The sequence below is a fragment of the Serratia sp. NFX21 genome (assembly GCF_048517035.1).
GTDB classification, from domain to species: Bacteria; Pseudomonadota; Gammaproteobacteria; order Enterobacterales; family Enterobacteriaceae; genus Serratia; species Serratia quinivorans.
Genome location: NZ_CP183196.1, coordinates 3114574 through 3134449, shown reverse-complemented (window position 1 = coordinate 3134449; position 19876 = coordinate 3114574). Strand labels below are relative to the sequence as shown.

At 55.3% G+C, this 19876-nt stretch carries 17 protein-coding genes; 8 read left to right on the top strand and 9 right to left on the bottom strand.

Features of this window, described 5'->3' with window-relative positions; genetic code table 11:
* Window positions 1–88: 88 nt before the first annotated feature.
* Window positions 89–1702: a mechanosensitive ion channel family protein gene (locus tag ACNT1W_RS14790; protein ID WP_419245785.1), complete on the bottom strand. Its 1614-nt coding sequence runs from the start codon at window positions 1700–1702 to the stop codon at window positions 89–91.
* Between the two features lie 481 nt (window positions 1703–2183).
* Between ACNT1W_RS14790 and ACNT1W_RS14785 the strand changes: the two genes are divergently transcribed.
* The 4 genes from ACNT1W_RS14785 to pcaC all read left to right on the top strand — a co-directional run bounded on the left by ACNT1W_RS14785 (window position 2184) and on the right by pcaC (window position 6608).
* Window positions 2184–3539: an MFS transporter gene (locus tag ACNT1W_RS14785; protein ID WP_259189378.1), complete on the top strand. Its 1356-nt coding sequence runs from the start codon at window positions 2184–2186 to the stop codon at window positions 3537–3539.
* Between the two features lie 10 nt (window positions 3540–3549).
* Window positions 3550–4728 (top strand): 4-hydroxybenzoate 3-monooxygenase, encoded by a 1179-nt coding sequence (locus tag ACNT1W_RS14780; RefSeq protein WP_017892904.1) that lies wholly within the window; start codon window positions 3550–3552, stop codon window positions 4726–4728.
* A gap of 133 nt (window positions 4729–4861) precedes the next feature.
* Entirely contained in the window at window positions 4862–6226 is a 1365-nt protein-coding gene (locus ACNT1W_RS14775; RefSeq protein ID WP_419245784.1) for a 3-carboxy-cis,cis-muconate cycloisomerase, read from the top strand.
* Window positions 6219–6608 carry a 4-carboxymuconolactone decarboxylase gene (gene pcaC, locus ACNT1W_RS14770; protein ID WP_012145232.1) on the top strand — a complete coding sequence of 130 codons (390 nt, stop codon included), beginning with the start codon at window positions 6219–6221 and terminating at the stop codon, window positions 6606–6608. The genes ACNT1W_RS14775 and pcaC overlap by 8 nt, the downstream gene beginning before the upstream one ends.
* On the opposite strand, the gene ACNT1W_RS14765 is transcribed toward pcaC, so the two are convergent.
* The 8 genes from ACNT1W_RS14765 to ACNT1W_RS14730 all read right to left on the bottom strand — a co-directional run bounded on the left by ACNT1W_RS14765 (window position 6605) and on the right by ACNT1W_RS14730 (window position 15016).
* The gene (locus tag ACNT1W_RS14765; protein WP_041418570.1) at window positions 6605–7540 is read right to left on the bottom strand and encodes a LysR substrate-binding domain-containing protein; all 936 of its coding nucleotides are present in this window, start codon (window positions 7538–7540) and stop codon (window positions 6605–6607) included. The two genes, pcaC and ACNT1W_RS14765, sit on opposite strands and share 4 nt — an antisense overlap.
* 96 nt (window positions 7541–7636) lie before the next feature.
* The gene (pcaG, locus tag ACNT1W_RS14760) at window positions 7637–8260 is read right to left on the bottom strand and encodes a protocatechuate 3,4-dioxygenase subunit alpha (RefSeq protein ID WP_112362916.1); all 624 of its coding nucleotides are present in this window, start codon (window positions 8258–8260) and stop codon (window positions 7637–7639) included.
* Window positions 8260–8988 carry a protocatechuate 3,4-dioxygenase subunit beta gene (gene pcaH / locus ACNT1W_RS14755; RefSeq protein WP_012145229.1) on the bottom strand — a complete coding sequence of 243 codons (729 nt, stop codon included), beginning with the start codon at window positions 8986–8988 and terminating at the stop codon, window positions 8260–8262. Before pcaH ends, pcaG begins: the two co-directional genes overlap by 1 nt.
* A gap of 197 nt (window positions 8989–9185) precedes the next feature.
* Window positions 9186–10082, bottom strand: coding sequence for a PhzF family phenazine biosynthesis protein (locus ACNT1W_RS14750; protein ID WP_115184962.1), 897 nt, complete (start codon window positions 10080–10082; stop codon window positions 9186–9188).
* 196 nt (window positions 10083–10278) lie between these two features.
* Window positions 10279–11715, bottom strand: a complete 1437-nt coding sequence (locus ACNT1W_RS14745; RefSeq protein ID WP_419245783.1) for a 6-phospho-beta-glucosidase — start codon at window positions 11713–11715, stop codon at window positions 10279–10281.
* Window positions 11716–11838: 123 nt separating this feature from the next.
* Window positions 11839–12573: a MurR/RpiR family transcriptional regulator gene (locus ACNT1W_RS14740; protein ID WP_012145227.1), complete on the bottom strand. Its 735-nt coding sequence runs from the start codon at window positions 12571–12573 to the stop codon at window positions 11839–11841.
* A gap of 90 nt (window positions 12574–12663) precedes the next feature.
* Window positions 12664–13971: an MFS transporter gene (locus ACNT1W_RS14735; RefSeq protein WP_012145226.1), complete on the bottom strand. Its 1308-nt coding sequence runs from the start codon at window positions 13969–13971 to the stop codon at window positions 12664–12666.
* A 94-nt stretch (window positions 13972–14065) separates the two neighbouring features.
* Window positions 14066–15016, bottom strand: coding sequence for a 2-hydroxyacid dehydrogenase (locus ACNT1W_RS14730; protein WP_419245782.1), 951 nt, complete (start codon window positions 15014–15016; stop codon window positions 14066–14068).
* Window positions 15017–15377: 361 nt separating this feature from the next.
* Here ACNT1W_RS14730 and ACNT1W_RS14725 point away from each other — a divergent pair, with 361 nt between their 5' ends.
* The 4 genes from ACNT1W_RS14725 (at window position 15378) to ACNT1W_RS14710 (ending at window position 19746) form a co-directional block, all read left to right on the top strand.
* On the top strand, window positions 15378–15842 hold the full coding sequence (locus ACNT1W_RS14725; protein ID WP_261408956.1) for a rhodanese-like domain-containing protein: 465 nt from the start codon (window positions 15378–15380) through the stop codon (window positions 15840–15842).
* A gap of 55 nt (window positions 15843–15897) precedes the next feature.
* Entirely contained in the window at window positions 15898–16857 is a 960-nt protein-coding gene (epsC, locus tag ACNT1W_RS14720; RefSeq protein ID WP_017892896.1) for a serine O-acetyltransferase EpsC, read from the top strand.
* Window positions 16858–17021: 164 nt separating this feature from the next.
* Entirely contained in the window at window positions 17022–17954 is a 933-nt protein-coding gene (locus tag ACNT1W_RS14715; RefSeq protein WP_012145222.1) for a family 2A encapsulin nanocompartment shell protein, read from the top strand.
* Window positions 17929–19746, top strand: coding sequence for a family 2A encapsulin nanocompartment cargo protein cysteine desulfurase (locus ACNT1W_RS14710; protein WP_419245781.1), 1818 nt, complete (start codon window positions 17929–17931; stop codon window positions 19744–19746). Before ACNT1W_RS14715 ends, ACNT1W_RS14710 begins: the two co-directional genes overlap by 26 nt.
* Window positions 19747–19876: the final 130 nt, after the last annotated feature.

Below are 19876 nucleotides of genomic sequence, written 5' to 3'. Positions count from 1 at the left end.
ATGATTGCCGCTATTTTGGCAATGCCACGGTATTGTCATTATTTGATTCTCCACGTCAGGCAAGGAACCAGCAGGGCACTCAATTTTGTCATGAGGGTTTATCCGGTTGCACGGCCGGCGCGGTGTACCAGTGATCCTGACTGACCATCACCGCATTTTCGGGCTGAAGTACGAAGTTAGGCGACATAATCTGGACGTTAAATTCATTGAACACATCCTGAATGTGGCTATGTAATTCGCTTTTAACGCTTGCCAATGCTTCGCCGGCACCCAGCTTGACCTGTAATTCATAGGCGATGTACCAGTCCATTAAACTGAGCTGACGAACAAGGGGAGGAACCCGGTTGTCGATACCCCTGGTGCGATTGGCAGCAAGTTCCAACATCGCGTGGACCTGACGCCATGGAGTGTCGTAGCCAATAGTCACGCAGGTGGTCAGATTCACCCCATCACCGGGCTTGAGTGCGCTGAGATTGGTTATTTTCCCGCTGACAACAACGGCATTGGGTACTGTTACAACGTAACTTTCGCGGGTGAGGATTTTAGTGGCCAGCATCCCGACTTCGCTGACCAGGCCTTCATTGTCACCGATCCTGATAAAGTCGCCTTTGCGCAGCGCACGCGAATAAGTCAGTACCAATCCGCTCATGGCATGGTTCATCAACCCGGCCGAGCCGAGGGTTAGCATCAGCCCAAAGAAAACGCTGACGCCTTTAAATGCCAGAGAGTCGGCACCCGGTAAAAAAGGATAGGCGGCCGACAACGCAAACAGCCAAACCATTACCGAAATCAGTTTGCGTGTGGCGCCTACCGTTTCGGGATGCAGACCTGGCACCACCAGCTTTCCGCTCTCGACGCGTTTTAACAGCACTTTGAGCAGTTTGAGAATAAAACCGGTCAGCAAAAAGATAATGGCGACAATCGCCAAGCCTGGGAAAGCAGACACAATGGATAGAGTGACTTGCTGTATCACGCTGATAGACCAGTTACCCAGTGAGTCGCCCCAAATGCGCGTCCACGGAAATAACCGAAATACCCAGCTCAACCAGATATAAAAAGCGCCGATGCTCAGCAAAACCATCAGCAGCGCATACAGGCGAGATTCAAAAGCCCCGAGCACCATACGCCAGCTTTGCGGGATCCATCCTCGTTTGAGCGCAATTCGGGTGGCATAAAACTTTTTAACTCGTTGCCAGGATTTGAATGCTGCGTAAAGTACCAACCCCAGTACCAGGGTTCCGGCTGCGCTTTTCACCACCGCAATGGCCAGATAAGCAGAGGAATATTGTTCCAGCAACGCCGAGCGTTGGGCATTGAATCTTGCGAGTACTCGTTGGGAAGCCTGATCAAGCGTCAGATCATCTCCTTCATCAAGATCTCCCTGCGTTAATAACATAAATGGCTTGCCGTTAATGCTAAACAGCCGTCCCTGCTGGTTATAGCGCTTTATGACATGAACCTGTACCGGCTGGCGGATGTCTTCTTCGGAGAGGGAGCGCAGGGTGTTGCGGATGCGCAGAACGCGTTGTTCCGGGGTGGTAAAACCAAACTTTGCCTGCAGCATGACTATCGGTTGATGAAAGATATAAAGCGTGCGGGCTTTTTCTTGTTCGGTGGCGAGTTGGCGCGGTTCAGCGCCAAAACACAGGGAAGAAATCAGAAATAACAGACAGCAAACAACGCCATTCACTTTCTTGCTCATGGTTACCTGCCCAGTCAGTAATTTATTTTTATTATTTTGTGCTCTTCAATTTCAGCTTAGCCCAGACGCTTGTGCTTTCAAGTCGCTCAATCAAGCTCGGTTTTTGCGACGTGCAATTAAAACTGTCGGTCGAAGCAGACTGAATCCCAAAGCCAGACAACGGCTGAGTAAATGGCCATGGAACAGGATCAGGAATGGTTTCATCAATGTTAATTGGCTCACAGAACCCATACGCCATATTTTTCCGTAAAAACATGGCATCCAATTGATAATAATACTCTTCCTGTAAAACAGTCCTTTTCTCGTTCGGTTATCGCACGCTAATTAATTTAACAATATTGAAACTTATTGTTGGCGATGCTTTTATGGGAAGGCGATTAACGAACCAAGTTTCGATAATCGCACAAATGCGACTTTGCCAGGGATAGGCCTGGCCGTTACCGCCGGGGCTATTTAGCCTGGCCAACCCAGGAAGCGCACTATGTCCCAGTCAAATACCATAGAAATTCAATCATTTATTAATAACAACCCGTTCTCCCGCTACCAATGGATGATCTTGATACTGTGTTTTTTAACCGTGGCGCTGGACGGCTTCGACACCGCGATCATCGGTTTTATCGCCACCTCGTTGGTACAGGACTGGGGAATAGAGAAAACCTCGCTGGGGCCGGTGATGAGTGCGGCGTTGGTGGGGCTAGCCGTGGGGGCGCTCACCGCCGGGCCGTTGGCGGATCGCATCGGTCGCAAGAAGGTGTTGGTGCTGTCGCTGGTGCTGTTCGGCGGTTTCAGCCTGTTGACGGCGTTCGCCACCACCTTGCCAATGCTGACATTGCTGCGCTTCTTAACCGGGCTGGGGCTGGGTGCGGCAATGCCAAACGCGGCCACCCTGATGTCGGAATATGCGCCGGAGCGCAAGCGTGCGCTGCTGGTCAACCTGATGTTCTGCGGCTTTCCGCTCGGGTCATCGATGGGCGGTTTCGTTTCCGCCTGGCTGATCCCGCACTTCGGTTGGCAGAGCGTGATGGTGCTGGGCGGTGTGATGCCGCTGCTGTTGGCGGTGGTGCTGATCGTCGCGCTGCCGGAGTCCGCCCGTTTTATGGTGGTGCGTGGCTACCCGGCACAGCGTATTGCCGCGGTGCTTAAGCGCATTGCACCGCTTAATTTAACCGAACTGCCGCGCTTTAGCCTGGTTGAAGAGGGCCAGGTGAAAGCCAAATCGGCACTGGGGGTGATTTTCTCTCCACGCTATCTGTTGGGTACCCTGATGCTGTGCCTGACCTACTTTATGGGCCTGATGATCTTCTATCTGCTGACCAGTTGGTTACCGCTGCTGATCCGTGAAACCGGCGCATCCATTCGTCAGGCATCATTGATTACCGCGCTGTTTCCTTTGGGCGGTGGCATTGGCGTGCTGATCATCGGTTGGCTGATGGATCGAATGAATCCGCACAAGGTGGTGGCGGTGGGCTATCTGTTGACCGCGCTGTTTGTCTGCGCCATTGGCTACGTTTATACCGATCCCATACTGATGGCGGTGACGGTGTTTATCGCCGGTACCTGCATGAACGGCGCACAGTCCTCAATGCCGGCGCTGGCCGCCGGTTTTTACCCGACGCAGGGACGGGCGACCGGTGTCGCCTGGATGCTGGGGCTGGGGCGTTTCGGGGGCATTCTTGGCGCGATGAGCGGCGGGGTGCTGATGCAAATGCAGCTGTCATTCAGCACCATTTTCACCCTGCTGGCGATCCCGGCGCTGGTGGCGGCACTGGCGCTGATAGTCAAACATTTTGCTACCAGAGCAACGGCATTGGCCGGCTCGCTCAATAAGGCTTTATAAGGAGATAACCATGCGTACACAAATAGCAATTATTGGTGCCGGCCCGGCCGGATTGATGTTGTCGCATCTGCTGCATTTGCAGGGCATTGAGTCAGTGGTATTGGAAACTCGCGGCCAGCAGGCGGTGGAATCCACCATTCGCGCCGGGGTGCTGGAGCAGGGAACGGTTGATTTACTCAATCAAACCGGGCTGGGTGAGCGTATGCGCGCAGAAGGGGCGCAGCACCATGGCATCCGGCTGGCATTTGGCGGTCAACAGCACCGGATCGATCTGACCGAACTGACCGATCGGGCAATCACCGTCTACGCCCAGCATGAAGTGTTGAAAGATTTGATTGCCGCGCGGCAGGCGGCAAACGGACAGCTCCATTTTGAAGTGGAACAGGTGGAACTCAAGGCGCTGGACAGCGAGCGGCCACAGGTGCATTACCGGCATCAGGGCGAGCAACGGCGAATTGACTGTGATTTTGTCATTGGCTGCGACGGTTTTCACGGCATTAGCCGGGCCGCGATGCCCGGCGGACTGCGACAGGACTATACCCGGATTTATCCCTTCGGCTGGTTCGGTATTCTGGTGGAGGCCCCTCCGTCCAGCGATGAGCTAATCTATGCCCGACATTCACGAGGATTCGCGCTGATCAGCACCCGTTCGCCTGGCGTTCAGCGGATGTATTTCCAGTGCGACCCGACGGAAAACGTCGACCAATGGTCAGACGATCGCATCTGGAACGAACTGGAGAGCCGGCTGGAGAATCACGATGGCTGGTCGCTGAAAAAGGGCCGTATATTCCAGAAGAACGTGGTCGGCATGCGCAGCTTCGTCACCGAGCCGATGCGGTGTAAACGCCTGCTGTTGGCGGGGGACTCAGCCCATATTGTCCCGCCGACCGGGGCCAAGGGGCTGAATCTGGCGATGGCGGACGTTTGTCTGCTATCGCAGGCACTGGAGACGTTCTATCGCCACAAAAGCTGGCGGCGGCTGGACAGCTACAGTGACGATGCTTTGCAACGCGTCTGGCGTGCGGAACATTTCTCTTGGTGGATGACCAACATGTTGCACACCCGCAGTGACGACAGTGCGTTCCAGCAACGCTTACAATTATCGGAGCTGCAATACACCGTGAAGTCGCGCAGCGCCATGACGGTGCTGGCGGAAAACTACGTCGGCTCACCGTTTCAGATGATGTAACCCGACAAATATCACAAAAACCAATAAATTCGCTCAATGTACCGATAATCGCCCAGCGTCGCGTTTAGCGTTCTTGACGCTGCGGACCGCGCCGCGCCATCATCGGATACTCGCCTTTTTGCCTGGAGGAACTATGGAGTTACTGACGCCGCTGCTGCGGTCTTCGGCGGTGACCCCTTGCTTTAGCGATACCGCTACGTTGCAGGGCATGCTGGATTTCGAAGCAGCGCTGGCCAATGCACAGGCCGGGTTGGGCATTATTCCTGTCGAAGCTGCGCAGCACATTAGCGAGGCTTGCCACAGTCATTTATTCGATGCGGCCGATCTGGCACAGGCGGCCGCGCAGGCGGGCAATCTGGCGATCCCGCTGGTTAAGCAATTAACCCGCCAGGTGGCACAGCAAAATGCCGAGGCTGCACGTTTCGTTCATTGGGGGGCAACCAGCCAGGACGCCATTGATACCGGGTTGATACTGCAATTGCGGCAGGCGATCACGCTGACGCAGAACGACCTTGACCGACTGATCACGGCGTTGGTATCACAAATAACTCGCCATCAGGATTGCGTGCTGGTCGGCCGCACCTGGATGCAACACGCTTTACCCACCACGTTGGGGTTAAAGCTGGCGGGCACGCTGGATGCCTTGTTGCGCTATCGACAGCGGCTGGATGAAATGCGGCCCCGCGTGTTGGCACTGCAATTGGGGGGCGCCGCCGGCACCCTGGCTTCTTTGGGTGAGCAGGGAAGTCTCTTGGTGACGGAGTTAGCCAGCGGGCTACAACTGACCGCCGCAAATACTCCCTGGCACAGTCAACGCGATCGCCTGTTGGAGATTGCCGGATGGTATGCCGGGTTATGTGGCTCGCTGGGCAAACTGGCGCGTGATATTTCGTTACTGACACAGACCGAAGTAGCGGAAGTTGCTGAACCGGTGGCGGCTGGGCGCGGCGGCTCTTCGACCATGCCGCACAAGCGGAATCCGGTGGCCTGCGCGGTGATCCTCGCCGCGGCCAATCGGGTACCTGCGCTGGTTGGCGGGTTATATGCCGCCATGGTGCAGGAGCATGAACGCGGCCTGGGCGGTTGGCACGCCGAATGGGAAAGCCTGCCGGAGTTGGTGATGTTAACGGCGGGGGCGCTGCACACGGCGGGTGATCTGCTGGACGGGCTGCAGGTGTTTCCGCAACAGATGGAACATAACCTGAAGTTAACCCACGGCCTGATCATGGCCGAGGCGGTCACCATGGCGTTGGGTGAAGCGATTGGCCGCCAGCAAGCGCATCAGCATATCGAAAAACAGTGTCATCTGGCGCTGGCACAGCAGCTCACGCTGCTAGAGGTGTTACTGGACGACCCGGTCGTCATGGCGCATTTATCTGCCCAGCGGCTGGCCGAGCTGTTGGATCCCCAGCAGTACCTCGGCAGTGCAAAAGTCTTTACTCAGCGGGTGCTGGAACAGGCCGCGGCCGCAACTTCAGGAGCAAATCAACATGAATGATCAACAACGTTATCAGCAGGGTATTGAGGTGCGCAGAGCGGTACTGGGGGATGCACATGTGGATCGTACCCTCAGCCAGCTCACCCCGTTAAATGAAGAGTTCCAGGATTTTATCAGTCGCTATGCCTGGGGAGAGATCTGGACCCGACCGGGGCTGGCTCGTCATACCCGCAGCCTGATCACCATAGCGATGCTAATCGCCCTTAATCGCGAAGCCGAACTGCGCATGCACCTGAAAGCGGCGGTGAACAATGGAGTGACTCGCGAGGAGATTAAAGAAGTGCTGATGCAAAGTGCGCTGTACTGTGGCCTGCCGGCGGCCAACTCGGCGTTTCATCTGGCGGCAGAAGTGTTTGCCGAACAGGACCGGGAAGCCGATTAAGCAGAACGCACTGCGCCAGCGATACCACGCACGGTGGAGATAAATGCCAGTACGGCCTCGCTTAATTCACCGTCGTTACGGGTCAGAATGCCTACCGCTTCTTCCATCCCCTGAGTCGGCAGTGGCAGCGGGATCAACTGACCGGCGGCAATATCGGCTTTCACCGCGCTGGAAGGCACAAACCACAGATAGTCAAATTGCAGCGTCATCTGACGGGCCAGCGAAGCGGACAGCGTTTCTATGTATTGGCCGGGCAGACTGAAGCCCTGGGTTGAAAGCAGACTCTCGGTGTTGTGGCGCGGCACCGTGCCCTTCGGCGAGATAATGGCAGGATAATGCAGCGCGCGCTCCAGAGTGATGGTCTCGCTTAACAGCGGGTGCCCCGGCCGCGTCACCATCAGCAGTGACTCCAACAGCAACAGCTCGAAAGCCAGCCCGCTCATCATTTCCGGATCGGCCATGCGGCCAATCGCCACGTCAATCTCACCCGCTTTGAGCTGTGCCAGCAACTCGGCATTTTTGCCGGTAATCACCTGAATGCGTGAATGTGGGTGGGCCTGCTGATACTGGCCGATGGACTGTGGCAGCATGCCCAGTGCGGTGGTCGGCAGCGCACCGATACGTAATACCCGCGCAGGTGCATCGTCGAGCCGGTCAAGCGCGTGCCCGGCGGCGGTCAGCGCCTCCAGCACCCGCGTGGCATAGCCGAGGAACTGCTCCCCCTGTTCGGTCAGCAGGGTTCCCTGGCGGTTACGCACCAGCAGGCGGTTGCCGGTTAGCGCTTCCAGTTCGCTCAGCGTCTTTGAAAGTGCGGGTTGGCTCAGGTTCAGCTTATCGGCGGCGCGGCTCAGCGAGCGTTCCTGCGCCACGGCAACAAAGCCGTTGATGTGGCGTAAACGCATGCGTTGGATGAATAAATTTGCTTTTTTCATCCCCCAGTGTAGGGAGTTTTTCCCATCGCTAACAAGTGACGGCGGCCGCATTTTTGCACAGACGTACGATTTTTTGCGGCCGCAGACTGGCGGCGTTTACAGGTCGAAAAACACCGTTTCGCCTTCGCCCTGGATCACGATATCAAAACGATAGACCAACTCTTCCCCCCGGCGTTCTGGCTGGGCAATCAGCGTTTTGCGCCGTACCTCGAGTTCGATCAGGTTCAGTACCGGATCCTGCTGATTAGCGGCATCCTCATCGGCAAAATACAGCCGGGTATGCAGGCCAATATTGATACCGCGCGCGACGATCCACAGGTTAATGTGCGGCGCCATCATCCGGCCGTCCCGGCCACAGACGGCACCCGGCTTGATGGTTTCAAAGCGGTAGAGACCGGTTTCAAAGTCGCTGCAGCTGCGCCCCCAGCCCCGAAACGCGGCATCCAAAGGTTTGTTTTGTTGCTGGTCGCCGGGGTGGCTATAGCGGCCGTGACTATTGGCCTGCCAGATTTCCAACAACACATCGCGGATAAGGCTGCCGCTGCCGTCAAACACCCGGCCTTCCAGGGTAATGCGCTGGCCCTGAGTTTCCGGCTGGGTCAGTACCTGGCCGAAGTTATTCTCAAAAATCTCAAAACCCGCGGCCAGAGGAGCGAGGCCAATGTGCACATAAGGCCCGGCGGTTTGCGACGGGGTTTCCTGTAGGTAGTTTTGCGGCATCATGCTTTCCCCTGCAGACGGTTTTCAAACAAGGTGGCGCGGTGGCCGCGTAACACCAGATCGAAACGATAGGCCAGGCTGTCCAACTGTACCGCGGCGGTTTTGTCCAGTCCTGCAATCAGTGAGCGCACCGCATCGTCATTTTTGATGGCGCGCACGATGGGGCAACTGGCAATCAACGGGTCGCCCTCAAAGTACATTTGAGTGATCAGCCGTTGGGCGAAAGCGCTGCCGGAAAGCGAGAAGTGAATATGCGCAGGGCGCCAGTCATTGACCCGGTTGCGCCAGGGATAAGGGCCGGGTTTGATGGTGCGGAAAAAGTAATAGCCGTTTTCATCGGTCAATACCCGGCCGCAGCCGCCAAAATTGGGATCTATCGGTGCCAGATACTGATCCTTCTTGTGGCGGTAACGCCCACCGGCATTGGCTTGCCATACTTCGACCAGCGCATTGCGCATCGGCAAGCCGTTTTCATCACGAACGTAGCCGTGCACGATAATCCGCTCGCCGATCGGCAAGCCTTGTTTGGCGTAGTTGAGGATCAGGTCGTTATCCAGTGCGCCGAGTTCGTGTTGGCCAAATACCGGCCCGGTGATCTCGGACAGTGAGTTTTGCAGGGATATCAGCGCATTTTTAGGTGAGCGCAGCACGCTGGTTTTATATTCTGGTGCCAGCACCGGCGGATGGCGATCGTAGTTACGTTGGTAGAGTTCATCTATCTGGCTCATGCGGAAATCCTCATGGCGTAGGCAGGGTGCAGAGGGCTGATCTGTTTTGGTTTAATGTCAGCACGAAGGGGAGAATAGCTTTCCCTATCCTGAGTCTCGCAAGCCAGAGTGTTACGATAAAGTGAAATTTAGCGGTGTTTTGCATAACCTGAGGTTATGCAATGTGTCGTGTTCGCTTCTTTGCCAACCCCGATAGTTTAGAGGAATGGATGTTTAACCGTCTTTGTGCCGACCATGATTGCTTGCCCGCCGACCCTAACACGACTAATCCTCTGCTCTTGTGTATCAATCGTCACTTGGATCAGGGAAGAACATCCCATGGCCCGTCCTTGTTCTAACAGGAAGTGCGTTTTGCCGGGCAGGAGATGATTGACCAGATAGCACCCCAAAGCGCCACTGGCACTGCCGGTTGCGGATTCTTCATCTATACCGTACAGCGGTGCAAAATTTCGACAGTGAGCGGTGATGGATGTTTGGTGACTCAATTCAAATACGTGGAAGCCAATGGCGTCGAATTTACGGCTCAGGTTTGCGATCGCTTCATAATCGGGTTGCAGCAGGTCTAGCTGGCCGGGTTGTACGGGGATAAGGATATCCGGTAATCCCGTTGAGACCACCGCAATGGGCAAGCCGGTCCCCGTAATGACCTCAGGGGGGACTCCGAGGGCAACGGCAACATCATCGATATCAGGCCCTTGCCGCGTGACAGGCAGAGCCTGATCCATGACGACACTGTGGGGGCTGACGGCCACACTCAGAATACCGGCTTTGGTTTCTTGCGTGTAATGGCCCGGCGCAAGCCGATCGAGCGAAGCCAGGGTGAAAAAAACGGCCACGGTCGCGTGCCCGCAAAAATCAACTTCCCCTTCAGGGGTAAAAAAATCCACCTTGAAATCTGTATCTTCACCGACGTAGACAAATGCGGTCTCGGAAAAACCCACCTGCCGCGCGATTGCTATTTTTTGCGCGACGCTCAGCTCGGGGGGATTGAGAATGACACCAGCGGGATTGCCGCCAGAATTATCTCTGGTAAATGAGTTTACAAGGTGTACCTGGACGTCGTGCTCAACCGAGCGAGTTACCTCTCTTTGCATCTGTTGCTCCTGCGTAATGGCTTGGTGAACCCTTTCATTCATCGAGGCTCCCTTTCTTTTAACTTTAGAAATTCTTTCTACCATCTTTAGGGACTGAAAACCGATAAGATATTTGAACGAGCATATGCTTTGTGATGATAGCACCATAAAAATGAGCCACAGGGACGTGGCTCATAATGGATTATTGGGCAGATGACTAAAGCTGTTCGCCGTTGCTGGCGATCACGCGGCGGTACCAGTCGAAGCTCTTCTTGCGCGATCGCTCCAGCGTGCCGGTGCCGTCGTCGTGCTTATCGACGTAGATAAAGCCGTAGCGCTTGCCGTATTCACCGGTGGTGAAGGAAACGCAGTCGATACAGCCCCACGGGGTGTAACCAATCAGATCCACGCCGTCTTCGATCACCGCTTTTTTCATCTGTTCGATATGAGCACTCAGATAATCGATGCGGTAGTCATCGTTGATTTGACCGTCGGCCTCGACCTTGTCGAAGGCACCAAAGCCATTTTCAACGATAAACAGCGGCTTCTGATAGCGCTCGTAGAGCACGTTCAACGAATAACGCAGGCCAACCGGGTCAATCTGCCAGCCCCAGTCGGAGGCTTTAACATGCGGGTTCGGCACATTGCCGGGGAAACCGAACATCGGGTCGCTGCTGCTGACCGCATCTGCCTGCAGGGCGTTGCTCATGTAGTAGCTGAAACCGATGTAATCCGCGCAGCCTTCACGCAGGGTTTGCTCGTCCTGTGGCTGCATTTCTATCTGGAAACCTTTGCGCTGCCAGTCACGCAGCAGGTACGACGGATAGTAACCGCGCACCTGAACGTCGGTGAACAAATAACGCTGGTGCATGGCTTCGACGCTGTACATCACGTCATCCGGCTTGCAGGAGAACGGGTAGAAGGGCACGCAGGCCAGCATACAGCCGATTTTGAACTCAGGGTTAATCTGGTGGCCCAGTTTCACCACCTGGGCGCTGGCAACGAACTGATGGTGCAACACCTGATACAGCGTTTGTTCCGGGTTTTGTTCTTCACTGTAGACCACGCCGGAGCAGCAGTAGCCGAACAGCGGATACTGGTAGTTGCTCTGGTTGTTGATCTCGTTAAAGGTCATCCAGTATTTGATTTTGTGCTGATAACGGCGCAGTACCACTTCACTGAAACGCACGAAGAAATCGACCACCTGACGGTTTTTCCAGCCGCCATACTCTTTCACCAGATGATAGGGCATTTCAAAGTGGGACAGGGTGATCACCGGCTGGATATTGTATTTGAGCAGCTCATCAAACAGATCGTCATAGAATTGCAGACCGGCTTCGTTCGGCTCCAGTTCGTCACCCTTGGGGAAAATACGCGTCCAGGCGATTGAGGTGCGGAAGCATTTGAAACCCATCTCGGCGAATAGCGCGATATCCTGCTTGTAGCGGCCGTAGAAATCCACTGCCTCATGGTTAGGATAACGATAACCTTCCAGTACGCCATCGGTCATTACGCGATCCACGCCGTGCGCGCCACCTGACAGTACGTCAGCGATGCTTGGGCCTTTACCGCCCTGATCCCAACCACCTTCAACCTGGTGTGCGGCGACCGCGCCACCCCACAGAAAATCTTTCGGTAACTGTTGCTGTTTCATCGTTGGTTTCTCATTCGCTTATTAATGAAAGGTAATGAGAAGATACTAGCAAGCTGGAATGGAATGTCACGATATAACAAAATAGCGTTCGGGTAACTTGTCACATTAAAAAAACAGGCTGTTTTATTTGGCGGCGTTAATATGGCCCAACCGCTTGCCGATGGTTTCGATAATGTAAATGACCGGGATCTGGGTGGTGATGTTATGTTGCCCAGCGATCAGCTGTTGGGGAACATGATAGGAGAGGTTGAAGTCCGCCATACGTGCCAGCGACGAGGTTTCGTTGTTGGTGATGCTGACGATTTTGCAGTGGTGCAGGCTGAACTGGCTGGCCAGACGCAGGATCTCTTCGGTTTCACCAGAGACGGAAAGCATAATCGCTACCGCGCTTTTATACATGTCGCTATTCACCGGATAATAAGGGTCATCAATATGGGTGCTGAATTTCCCCACGTTGGAAAAGAAACGAGCGCCATATTTCCCCAATGCCCCCGAGGTACTTACCCCGACGAAAATAATGCGCTCGGCGGCGGCAATATGTTGCACCGCCTGGTCAATCAGCTGATTAAATTCGTCGTTGTTGATGCTCTTAAAGAAACTGATTATTTCGCTGGTGCCAAAGTCTACCGGCGGCGCTTCGTTTTGCTCAAGATATAACTTAAAGCGAATACGGAATTCGGAATAACCCGCGCAGCCCATTTTCTTGCAAAAACGCAGTACGGTGGTGGTGGACACCCCGGCGGCCTCGGCCAGCTCGCGGATGGTCATATACATCACCGCGTTTTTGTTTTTGATGACGTAGTTATAAATCATCAACTCCAGCGTATTGAGTTCGGCAATGGCTTTATGGGTAAACATAGACCTATCCGGCGAGTAACAACAGACCTTAATCAGAGCGGGCTAACATAGCAAATTTTGCCGTTGCCCGCTCGTGGTTTTCGTTGTTATTCAGGCGCGTTTGGCCTTATCCAACAGTGGGTCATGCGCCGGCTCGCTGCTGGTCAGGTCACATTCTCTCGGCAAGCGCCAGGCGATAATACCGGCGATGATCAGCGATACCGCCAACGCGCAAACCGCGACGTTTTGACCGTACAGGTAGATCATTACACCGACCAGATAAGGCCCGCAGAAACCCCCCAGATTGCCCAGACCGTTAATCACACCGCGCGCGCCACCGGCCACCTCCGCCGAAGCGATACGCCCTGGCATCGACCAGAACGGGCTGGTTGCCGCCTTCAGGAAGAAGCCGCAAACCACTAATGCGATATAGGCCGCCACCACGTTATGGCGCAGCACCACCGAGGCCAACAGCGCGGCGGCGAAGCAGAACAGTGAAACCATTACCCACAGGCGGCGCTTGCCGGTTTTATCGGTCAGCACCGAAATCAGGTAAATCCCCAGCAGGGTGGCGACGAACGGCAAAATGGCCAGGAAACCGACCGAGGCCATATTGCCACCGGTCAGGTTTTTCAGAATGGTCGGCAACCACAGGGTGTAACCATAGTCACCGGTCTGGTAGAAGAAGTTCAGCAATACCAGCTTCATCAACCCCTTATTGCGGAATACGTCCCTCAGTGGCGCCTTGCTGACCGGCTGCATTTTGCTGCGTGCTTGCCGTTCGCGCGTCAGCTCGGTGATCAGATATTCGCGCTCGCGGGCCGGTAACCAGCGCGCTTCCTGCGGCCGATCGCTGATCAACAGCCACCAGACGGCCAACACCACCAGTGACAGCAAACCTTCGAGGATAAACAGCCAGCGCCAGTCGAGCTGGTTAATGATGGCGCCAGAAATGGGGGCGGTGAGCATGCCACCCAGCGGGGCGAACATCATCACGAAGGCGTTGGCACGGCCCAGTTCTTTTTCCGGGAACCAGTTGCTGATCATGGTCAGCACCACCGGCAACATACCCCCTTCGGAAATACCCAACACAAAGCGCAAGATCAGCAATTGATAGTGGTTAGTGACAAAACCGGTAGCCACGGAAACCACCGCCCAGGCACACAGTGACCAGGCAATAAAGCGCTTGCCGCTGCCGTTAACCGCAATGCGCCCGCCGGGAACCTGCAAAAACAGATAACCGATAAAGAAGATGCCGCTGGCCAAACCGGCCATCTGGCTGGTGATGCCCAAATCACTTTCCATCCCGCCGGGCAGGGCAAAACTGATATTGACCCGGTCCATAAAGGAAATAATGCAGGCGATCAGGATCGGGGCAATAACCCGCAGCCAGCGGGTGTTGGGTATTTTATTATCCATGGCGATCTCTCTTTATAAGGCGCAGGGAGAACCTCTCAATTCAATAAAGAGGTTCTGTGGTACGGCGATAATAAATTCGAAAGAAACGGCTTAATTACTCAATGGCGTGGGGTAACGGTGCCTGGTTGAAAAAGGCTTCAACGTTGGTAAATACGATGTCGCTCATTTTTTGCCGGGTTTCCTGCGTGGCACTGGCAATATGCGGCTGCAACACGACATTATTCATGGCGATCAGCTCGGCAGGCACCTGTGGCTCGTGGGCATAGACATCCAGCCCGGCACCGGCAATGTCACCGTTTTGCAACGCGGCGATCAGGTCCTTTTCGTTGACGATGCTGCCACGGGCAATGTTGATCACCAGCGCATGCGCCGGCAACGCATCAAATACGGTTTTGTCCACCAGGCCTGCGCTGTCCTTACCACCGGAGATGGCGATCACCAGAAAATCGCTTTCCCGCGCCAGCGCCAGCAAGTCCGGGTAATAAGCATAGGGCAGCGTGGTGTCCTGCCGATGGCTGGCATATTGGATACGCATGTTGAAACCGGCTGCGCGCTGGGCGATGGCGCGGCCGATGTTGCCCATGCCAAAAATCCCCAGTCGTTTACCGCTGACCTGCACCGATAAGCCCGGTGCCTCCTGCAGCCAGTGCCCGTCACGGACAAAACGGTCGTTGTGGCATAACTGACGGGCGGTGGCCAACAGCAGCCCCAACGCCATATCCGCCACGTCTTCGGTCAACGCGCCGGAGGTGATTGTTACCGCGATGTCGCGCTGACGGGTGTAGTTCAGGTCAATGGCGTCAGTACCGACGCCGAACACTGCAATCAGCCCCAGTTGCGGTAGCTGCTCGAGCACCGGCGTGGTGACACCGATATCGCCACGGGTGACGACCGCGCGGATGGTTTCGCCGCGGGTCGCCAGAAAATTGACCGGGTCCGCCTGCTCATACAGCCGGTGCACCACAAAGGTTGCCTCAAGACGGGCAAGCAGGTTTTCCATCACGGGAGCGATTAACAGCAGTTCATTGGGCGTATGAGTCGTCATGGTTTCACCTGTTTAAAAATAGCGATGATACGTTATGGCTATCAAAGCGGTTTTCCGCAGGCGGTTTTGCGACAGATATCACGCTGAAGGATGTTAAAAAAGGGTGTTACCCGGAATGTGATCGACGGAGAAAAAGTGGTAACAGCAATCCGTAACATGTCGGCAGTAACGCCAAAATAAGGTTATTTCCGATAGTCGCATAATGATTTTCATTAGCCGTATTTTAGCTAAGTCCGGCTAGATGTTTTTACTATAAACCCTAATTAAAAGTTATTTATTCCTGCTCTGAAAAGGGTAATAGATTGGAATTAATCAAAGGGAATAAGCTGATTGAAAAATAGAGAAAACGCCGGAGGTTAATATGCCCGTAACATTAAATTACGCGACTGCACAACAGGTTAAGAACCATCCCAAGGTCAATGTTGATAGCCCGTACCCTGATCATCAAAGCACGCCAAACACCCCGATTTTCGAACGCGATCTGACGCCGGAGGCGAGCTGGCAATTAGTGAAGCTTGGAGCGGCAGTGTTGGTGGATATTCGCACCCCGGAAGAGCGTAAGACCTTCGGTTACGTTGAGCCTTCCTCGCAGGTTCCCTGGTTAACCGGGTCGAATAAAATCCGCAATCCCCGTTTTTTCATTGAGTTAAGCAAGGTTGTCGATAAACAGCAGCCGATCATTTTGCTGTGCCAAACCGGTAAACGTTCCACGGATGCCCGACTTGCCGCCCTTAAGGCCGGTTACACCCAAGTCTATGGCGTGCTGGGCGGGGTTGAGGCAGCACGCCATTTGCCGTGGTTTACCGACGATAATCGGCACCCCTGAAGCAGGTTTGCCAGCAGGAATTTCGGCCATTTGAAGCGATGTAATAAGGGAAAATATGACTAACTTGTTCCAGATAAAAGAACAGGCCCACTGGCAACTGGCCGACATTGTGAACGAACTGCGCACCACGCGGCTACTCTGGCGTGAGCGCAGTGGCCAGTCTTCGCGATCCGGGCACAAGGAACTGCCTTCCAGAGCGGTCGTCAACCAGATTGCCGAATCCCTGCGGGCCATACTCTTCCCGATGCGGCTGGGGCCGGACGATTTACGTCATGAAAGCGAAGATTACTATGTTGGCCATACGCTGGATGCGGTACTGAATGCCTTATTGGCTCAGGTGCGTCTGGCCCTGAGTTTCAGCCGTTCGGACGAGCAGGCCGCGACGCCCGGCGACGACGAAGCCATCAATCTGAAAGCGGTGGCGCTGGTTCGCCAGTTCGCCAGCGTGCTGCCGACAATCCGCAGTCGTCTGGATAGCGACGTTCTGGCGGCCTACCATGGCGACCCTTCGGCACGCAGCGTTGACGAGGTTTTACTGTGTTTCCCCGGCGTTAACGCCATTATCCATCATCGGTTGGCACACTATTTCTATCAGGTGGGCGTGCCGCTGTTGGCACGGATTATCGCGGAGAAGGCGCATGGTGAAACCGGTATCGATATTCATCCCGGCGCGCAAATTGACGACGGATTCTTTATTGACCACGGTACCGGCGTGGTGATTGGCGAAACCGCCGTTATCGGCAAGCGAGTGCGGCTCTATCAGGCAGTGACGCTGGGTGCCAAGCGGTTTGTGACCGAAGAGTCCGGCATCTTGCAGAAAGGGCAGCCACGCCACCCGATTATCGAGGACGATGTGGTTATCTATGCCGGGGCCACCTTGTTGGGCCGGATCACCATCGGCAAAGGTTCTTCTATTGGCGGCAATGTGTGGCTGACGCGCAGCGTAAAACCCGGCAGCAATATCCGCCAGGCCAATATCCAGAGTGACAGCCAGGAGTTTGGTTCCGGGATTTGATGCTAATGGTTCGCTATTATTAATTATTCCACAGGGGGTGACGCTATTCGCTAATAGTAGGTTTGTTGCTATTTAATGATATTAACGCGCTATTTGATTGGCAGTTCTTAATTATTTATTCGCCATTATTTATTCGCCACCTATTTTTTCAGGAGAATCACCCGATGTCACAACAAAATGAAGCCCGGCTTGCATTAGGGGATAATGCTGCGCGGCAATTGGCCAACGCAACAAAAACCGCCCCGCAATTATCTATTCTGACGCCGCGCTGGCTGGTGCATCTACTGCAATGGACGCCGGTAGAAGCGGGTATATTCCGGCTTAACAAGGTAAAAAATCCGCTCAATGTGCAGGTTGCCTGCTCGCAGCGAGATGAAGGATTATTACCGCAAACCTATGTTGATTACGAAGAGGCGCCGCGCGAGTATTTTCTTAATGCCGTGACCACCATTCTGGATGTGCATACCCGGGTATCCGATTTATACAGCAGCCCGCACGATCAAATTCGCGAACAGCTGCGTCTGACGATTGAAACCATTAAAGAGCGCCAGGAGAATGAGCTGATCAATAACCCTGAGTACGGGTTGTTGGCCAGCGTTGATGAGTCGCAACGTATTTCTACCCTGACCGGCGCGCCGACGCCCGACGATCTGGACGAATTGATCACCAAAGTGTGGAAGGAACCGGGTTTCTTCCTGGCCCATCCTCTGGCCATTGCAGCCTTTGGCCGTGAGTGCACTCGCCGTGGCGTGCCACCACCGACCGTCAGCCTGTTTGGTTCGCAGTTCCTCACCTGGCGCGGTCTGCCGCTGATCCCATCCGATAAGTTACCGATCGATGACGAGGGTAAAACCAAGATTATCCTGTTGCGTACCGGCGAAAAACGCCAGGGTGTGATCGGTCTGTATCAGCCGGGCGTCGCCGGTGAACAGAGTCCGGGGCTGTCGGTGCGCTTTATGGGGATTAACCGCAATGCGATCGCCTCCTACCTGATCTCACTTTATTGCTCATTGGCGGTTCTGACCGAAGATGCCGTTGCCGTTTTAGACGATGTTGATGTGAGCAAATATCATGACTATCCAGACAGTTACAAGTAGTTCATTGCCCCACCAGGCGCAGCCTCCAGCCGGTTTGCCGGACGTCAACGCCTTGGCCAATTTGGCCAATCAGATCTTCAGTGCCTTGCCTGGACGCGAGATTGGCGCGACGTTGCCGCAGGCTGCCGAGGGTGAACAGGCTGCGACGGTACTGCCACAGTCCTATGCTCCGGCGCTGGAGCCGACACTGGCCACCGAGGTGCCTGAAACGCCAACGTTGTCTGGCCGCCAGCAGCGCGTGCAGCGACAGGCTTTTCTGGCACCGCCCACGCTGCCTCAACCGCAGGGGCCGGTGGCGAGCGCCGGCTTCTATTTTTTGAAAGAAAACCAGCGTCAGCCGTCGGAGGCGGGGTTAGACAGCCTGGCGAACCAGGCGCTCACCGGTCAAGACTCGCTTAGCGATCAACCTTTTGCGGGGGCGATTAATGGCGGGCTGGAGGCGGTGATTGGCTCGCTGTTTCCGGCTGTCCCGTTATCGGTCCATGGTGTTGCGCAGGATAATGCCAGCGGAAACTACTATTTTCTGGAACAGGGGCGGCCCGGGCGCGAAGCAACGCCGCAACAGCAACCGCGCAGCAGTTTTGATGTCCACGCCGTACGTCGCGATTTCCCCATCCTTGCGGAGCGGGTCAATGGCAAACCCCTGGTGTGGCTGGATAACGCGGCGACGACTCATAAGCCGCAGGTGGTGATCGATCGGCTGGCGTATTTTTATGCGCATGAGAACTCGAATATCCACCGGGCGGCGCATGAACTGGCCGCCAGGGCTACTGATGCCTATGAGGGGGCCAGAAATAGCGTAGCCCGCTTTCTCGGGGCCAAATCGGCGGCGGAAATCATCTTTACCCGTGGCGCGACGGAGGCCATCAATCTGATTGCCAATACCTTTGGTCGTCAGCACATTGGCGAAGGCGATGAGATCGTGGTTTCTCAGTTGGAACACCACGCCAACATCGTGCCCTGGCAGCAGCTCGCCGCCAGCGTGGGAGCGAAAATTCGGGTGATCCCGGTGGACAATAGCGGGCAAATTCTGTTGGCAGAATACCGCAAACTGTTGTCATCGCGTACCCGTCTGGTTTCCATTACCCAGGTGTCCAACGCGTTGGGCACGGTGACCCCGGTGGAGGAGGTGATTGCGCTGGCGCATCAGGTCGGCGCGCGGGTGCTGGTCGATGGGGCGCAGGCGGTCTCGCACCTGAAAGTCAATGTGCAGGCGCTGGACGCGGATTTTTACGTGTTCTCAGGCCACAAGGTGTTTGGCCCAACGGGTATTGGTGCGGTGTACGGTAAGGCAGAGCTGCTGGACACTCTGCCACCGTGGCAGGGGGGCGGTAATATGATTGCCGACGTCACCTTTGAAAAAACGCTGTATCAGCCGGCACCGGCTCGGTTTGAGGCGGGAACCGGCAACATCGCCGATGCGGTGGGGCTTGGGGCGGCACTGGACTATGTCGAACGTCTGGGGCTGGACAATATCAATCGTTACGAGCATGAGTTACTGCAGTATGCCACCGATCGGTTGGTTCGTATTCCCGGCCTGCGTCTGATTGGCACCGCAGCCAATAAGGCCAGCGTGCTGTCGTTTGTGCTGAGCGGTTATCGTACCGAGGAGGTGGGGAATGCGCTAAACCATGAAGGCATTGCGGTGCGCTCCGGTCATCACTGTGCGCAGCCGATCCTGCGGCGCTTTGGCGTAGAGGCCACGGTGCGGCCTTCACTGGCGTTTTACAATACTTACGAAGAAGTGGATCTGCTGGCAGCGACCTTGCACAAGCTGGCCAAAGGGCGCTAACAGTTCCCCGAGGCTAATGACAAGGCTGCCTTTGATTCCGAGATACCCGGGCCTGGCGCACCGAGGGGCGCTCTCCCTAATCATGGGCTTTCTCGGCAGTCTGAGCGCTAACGGCGTCTGCTGATGTTCG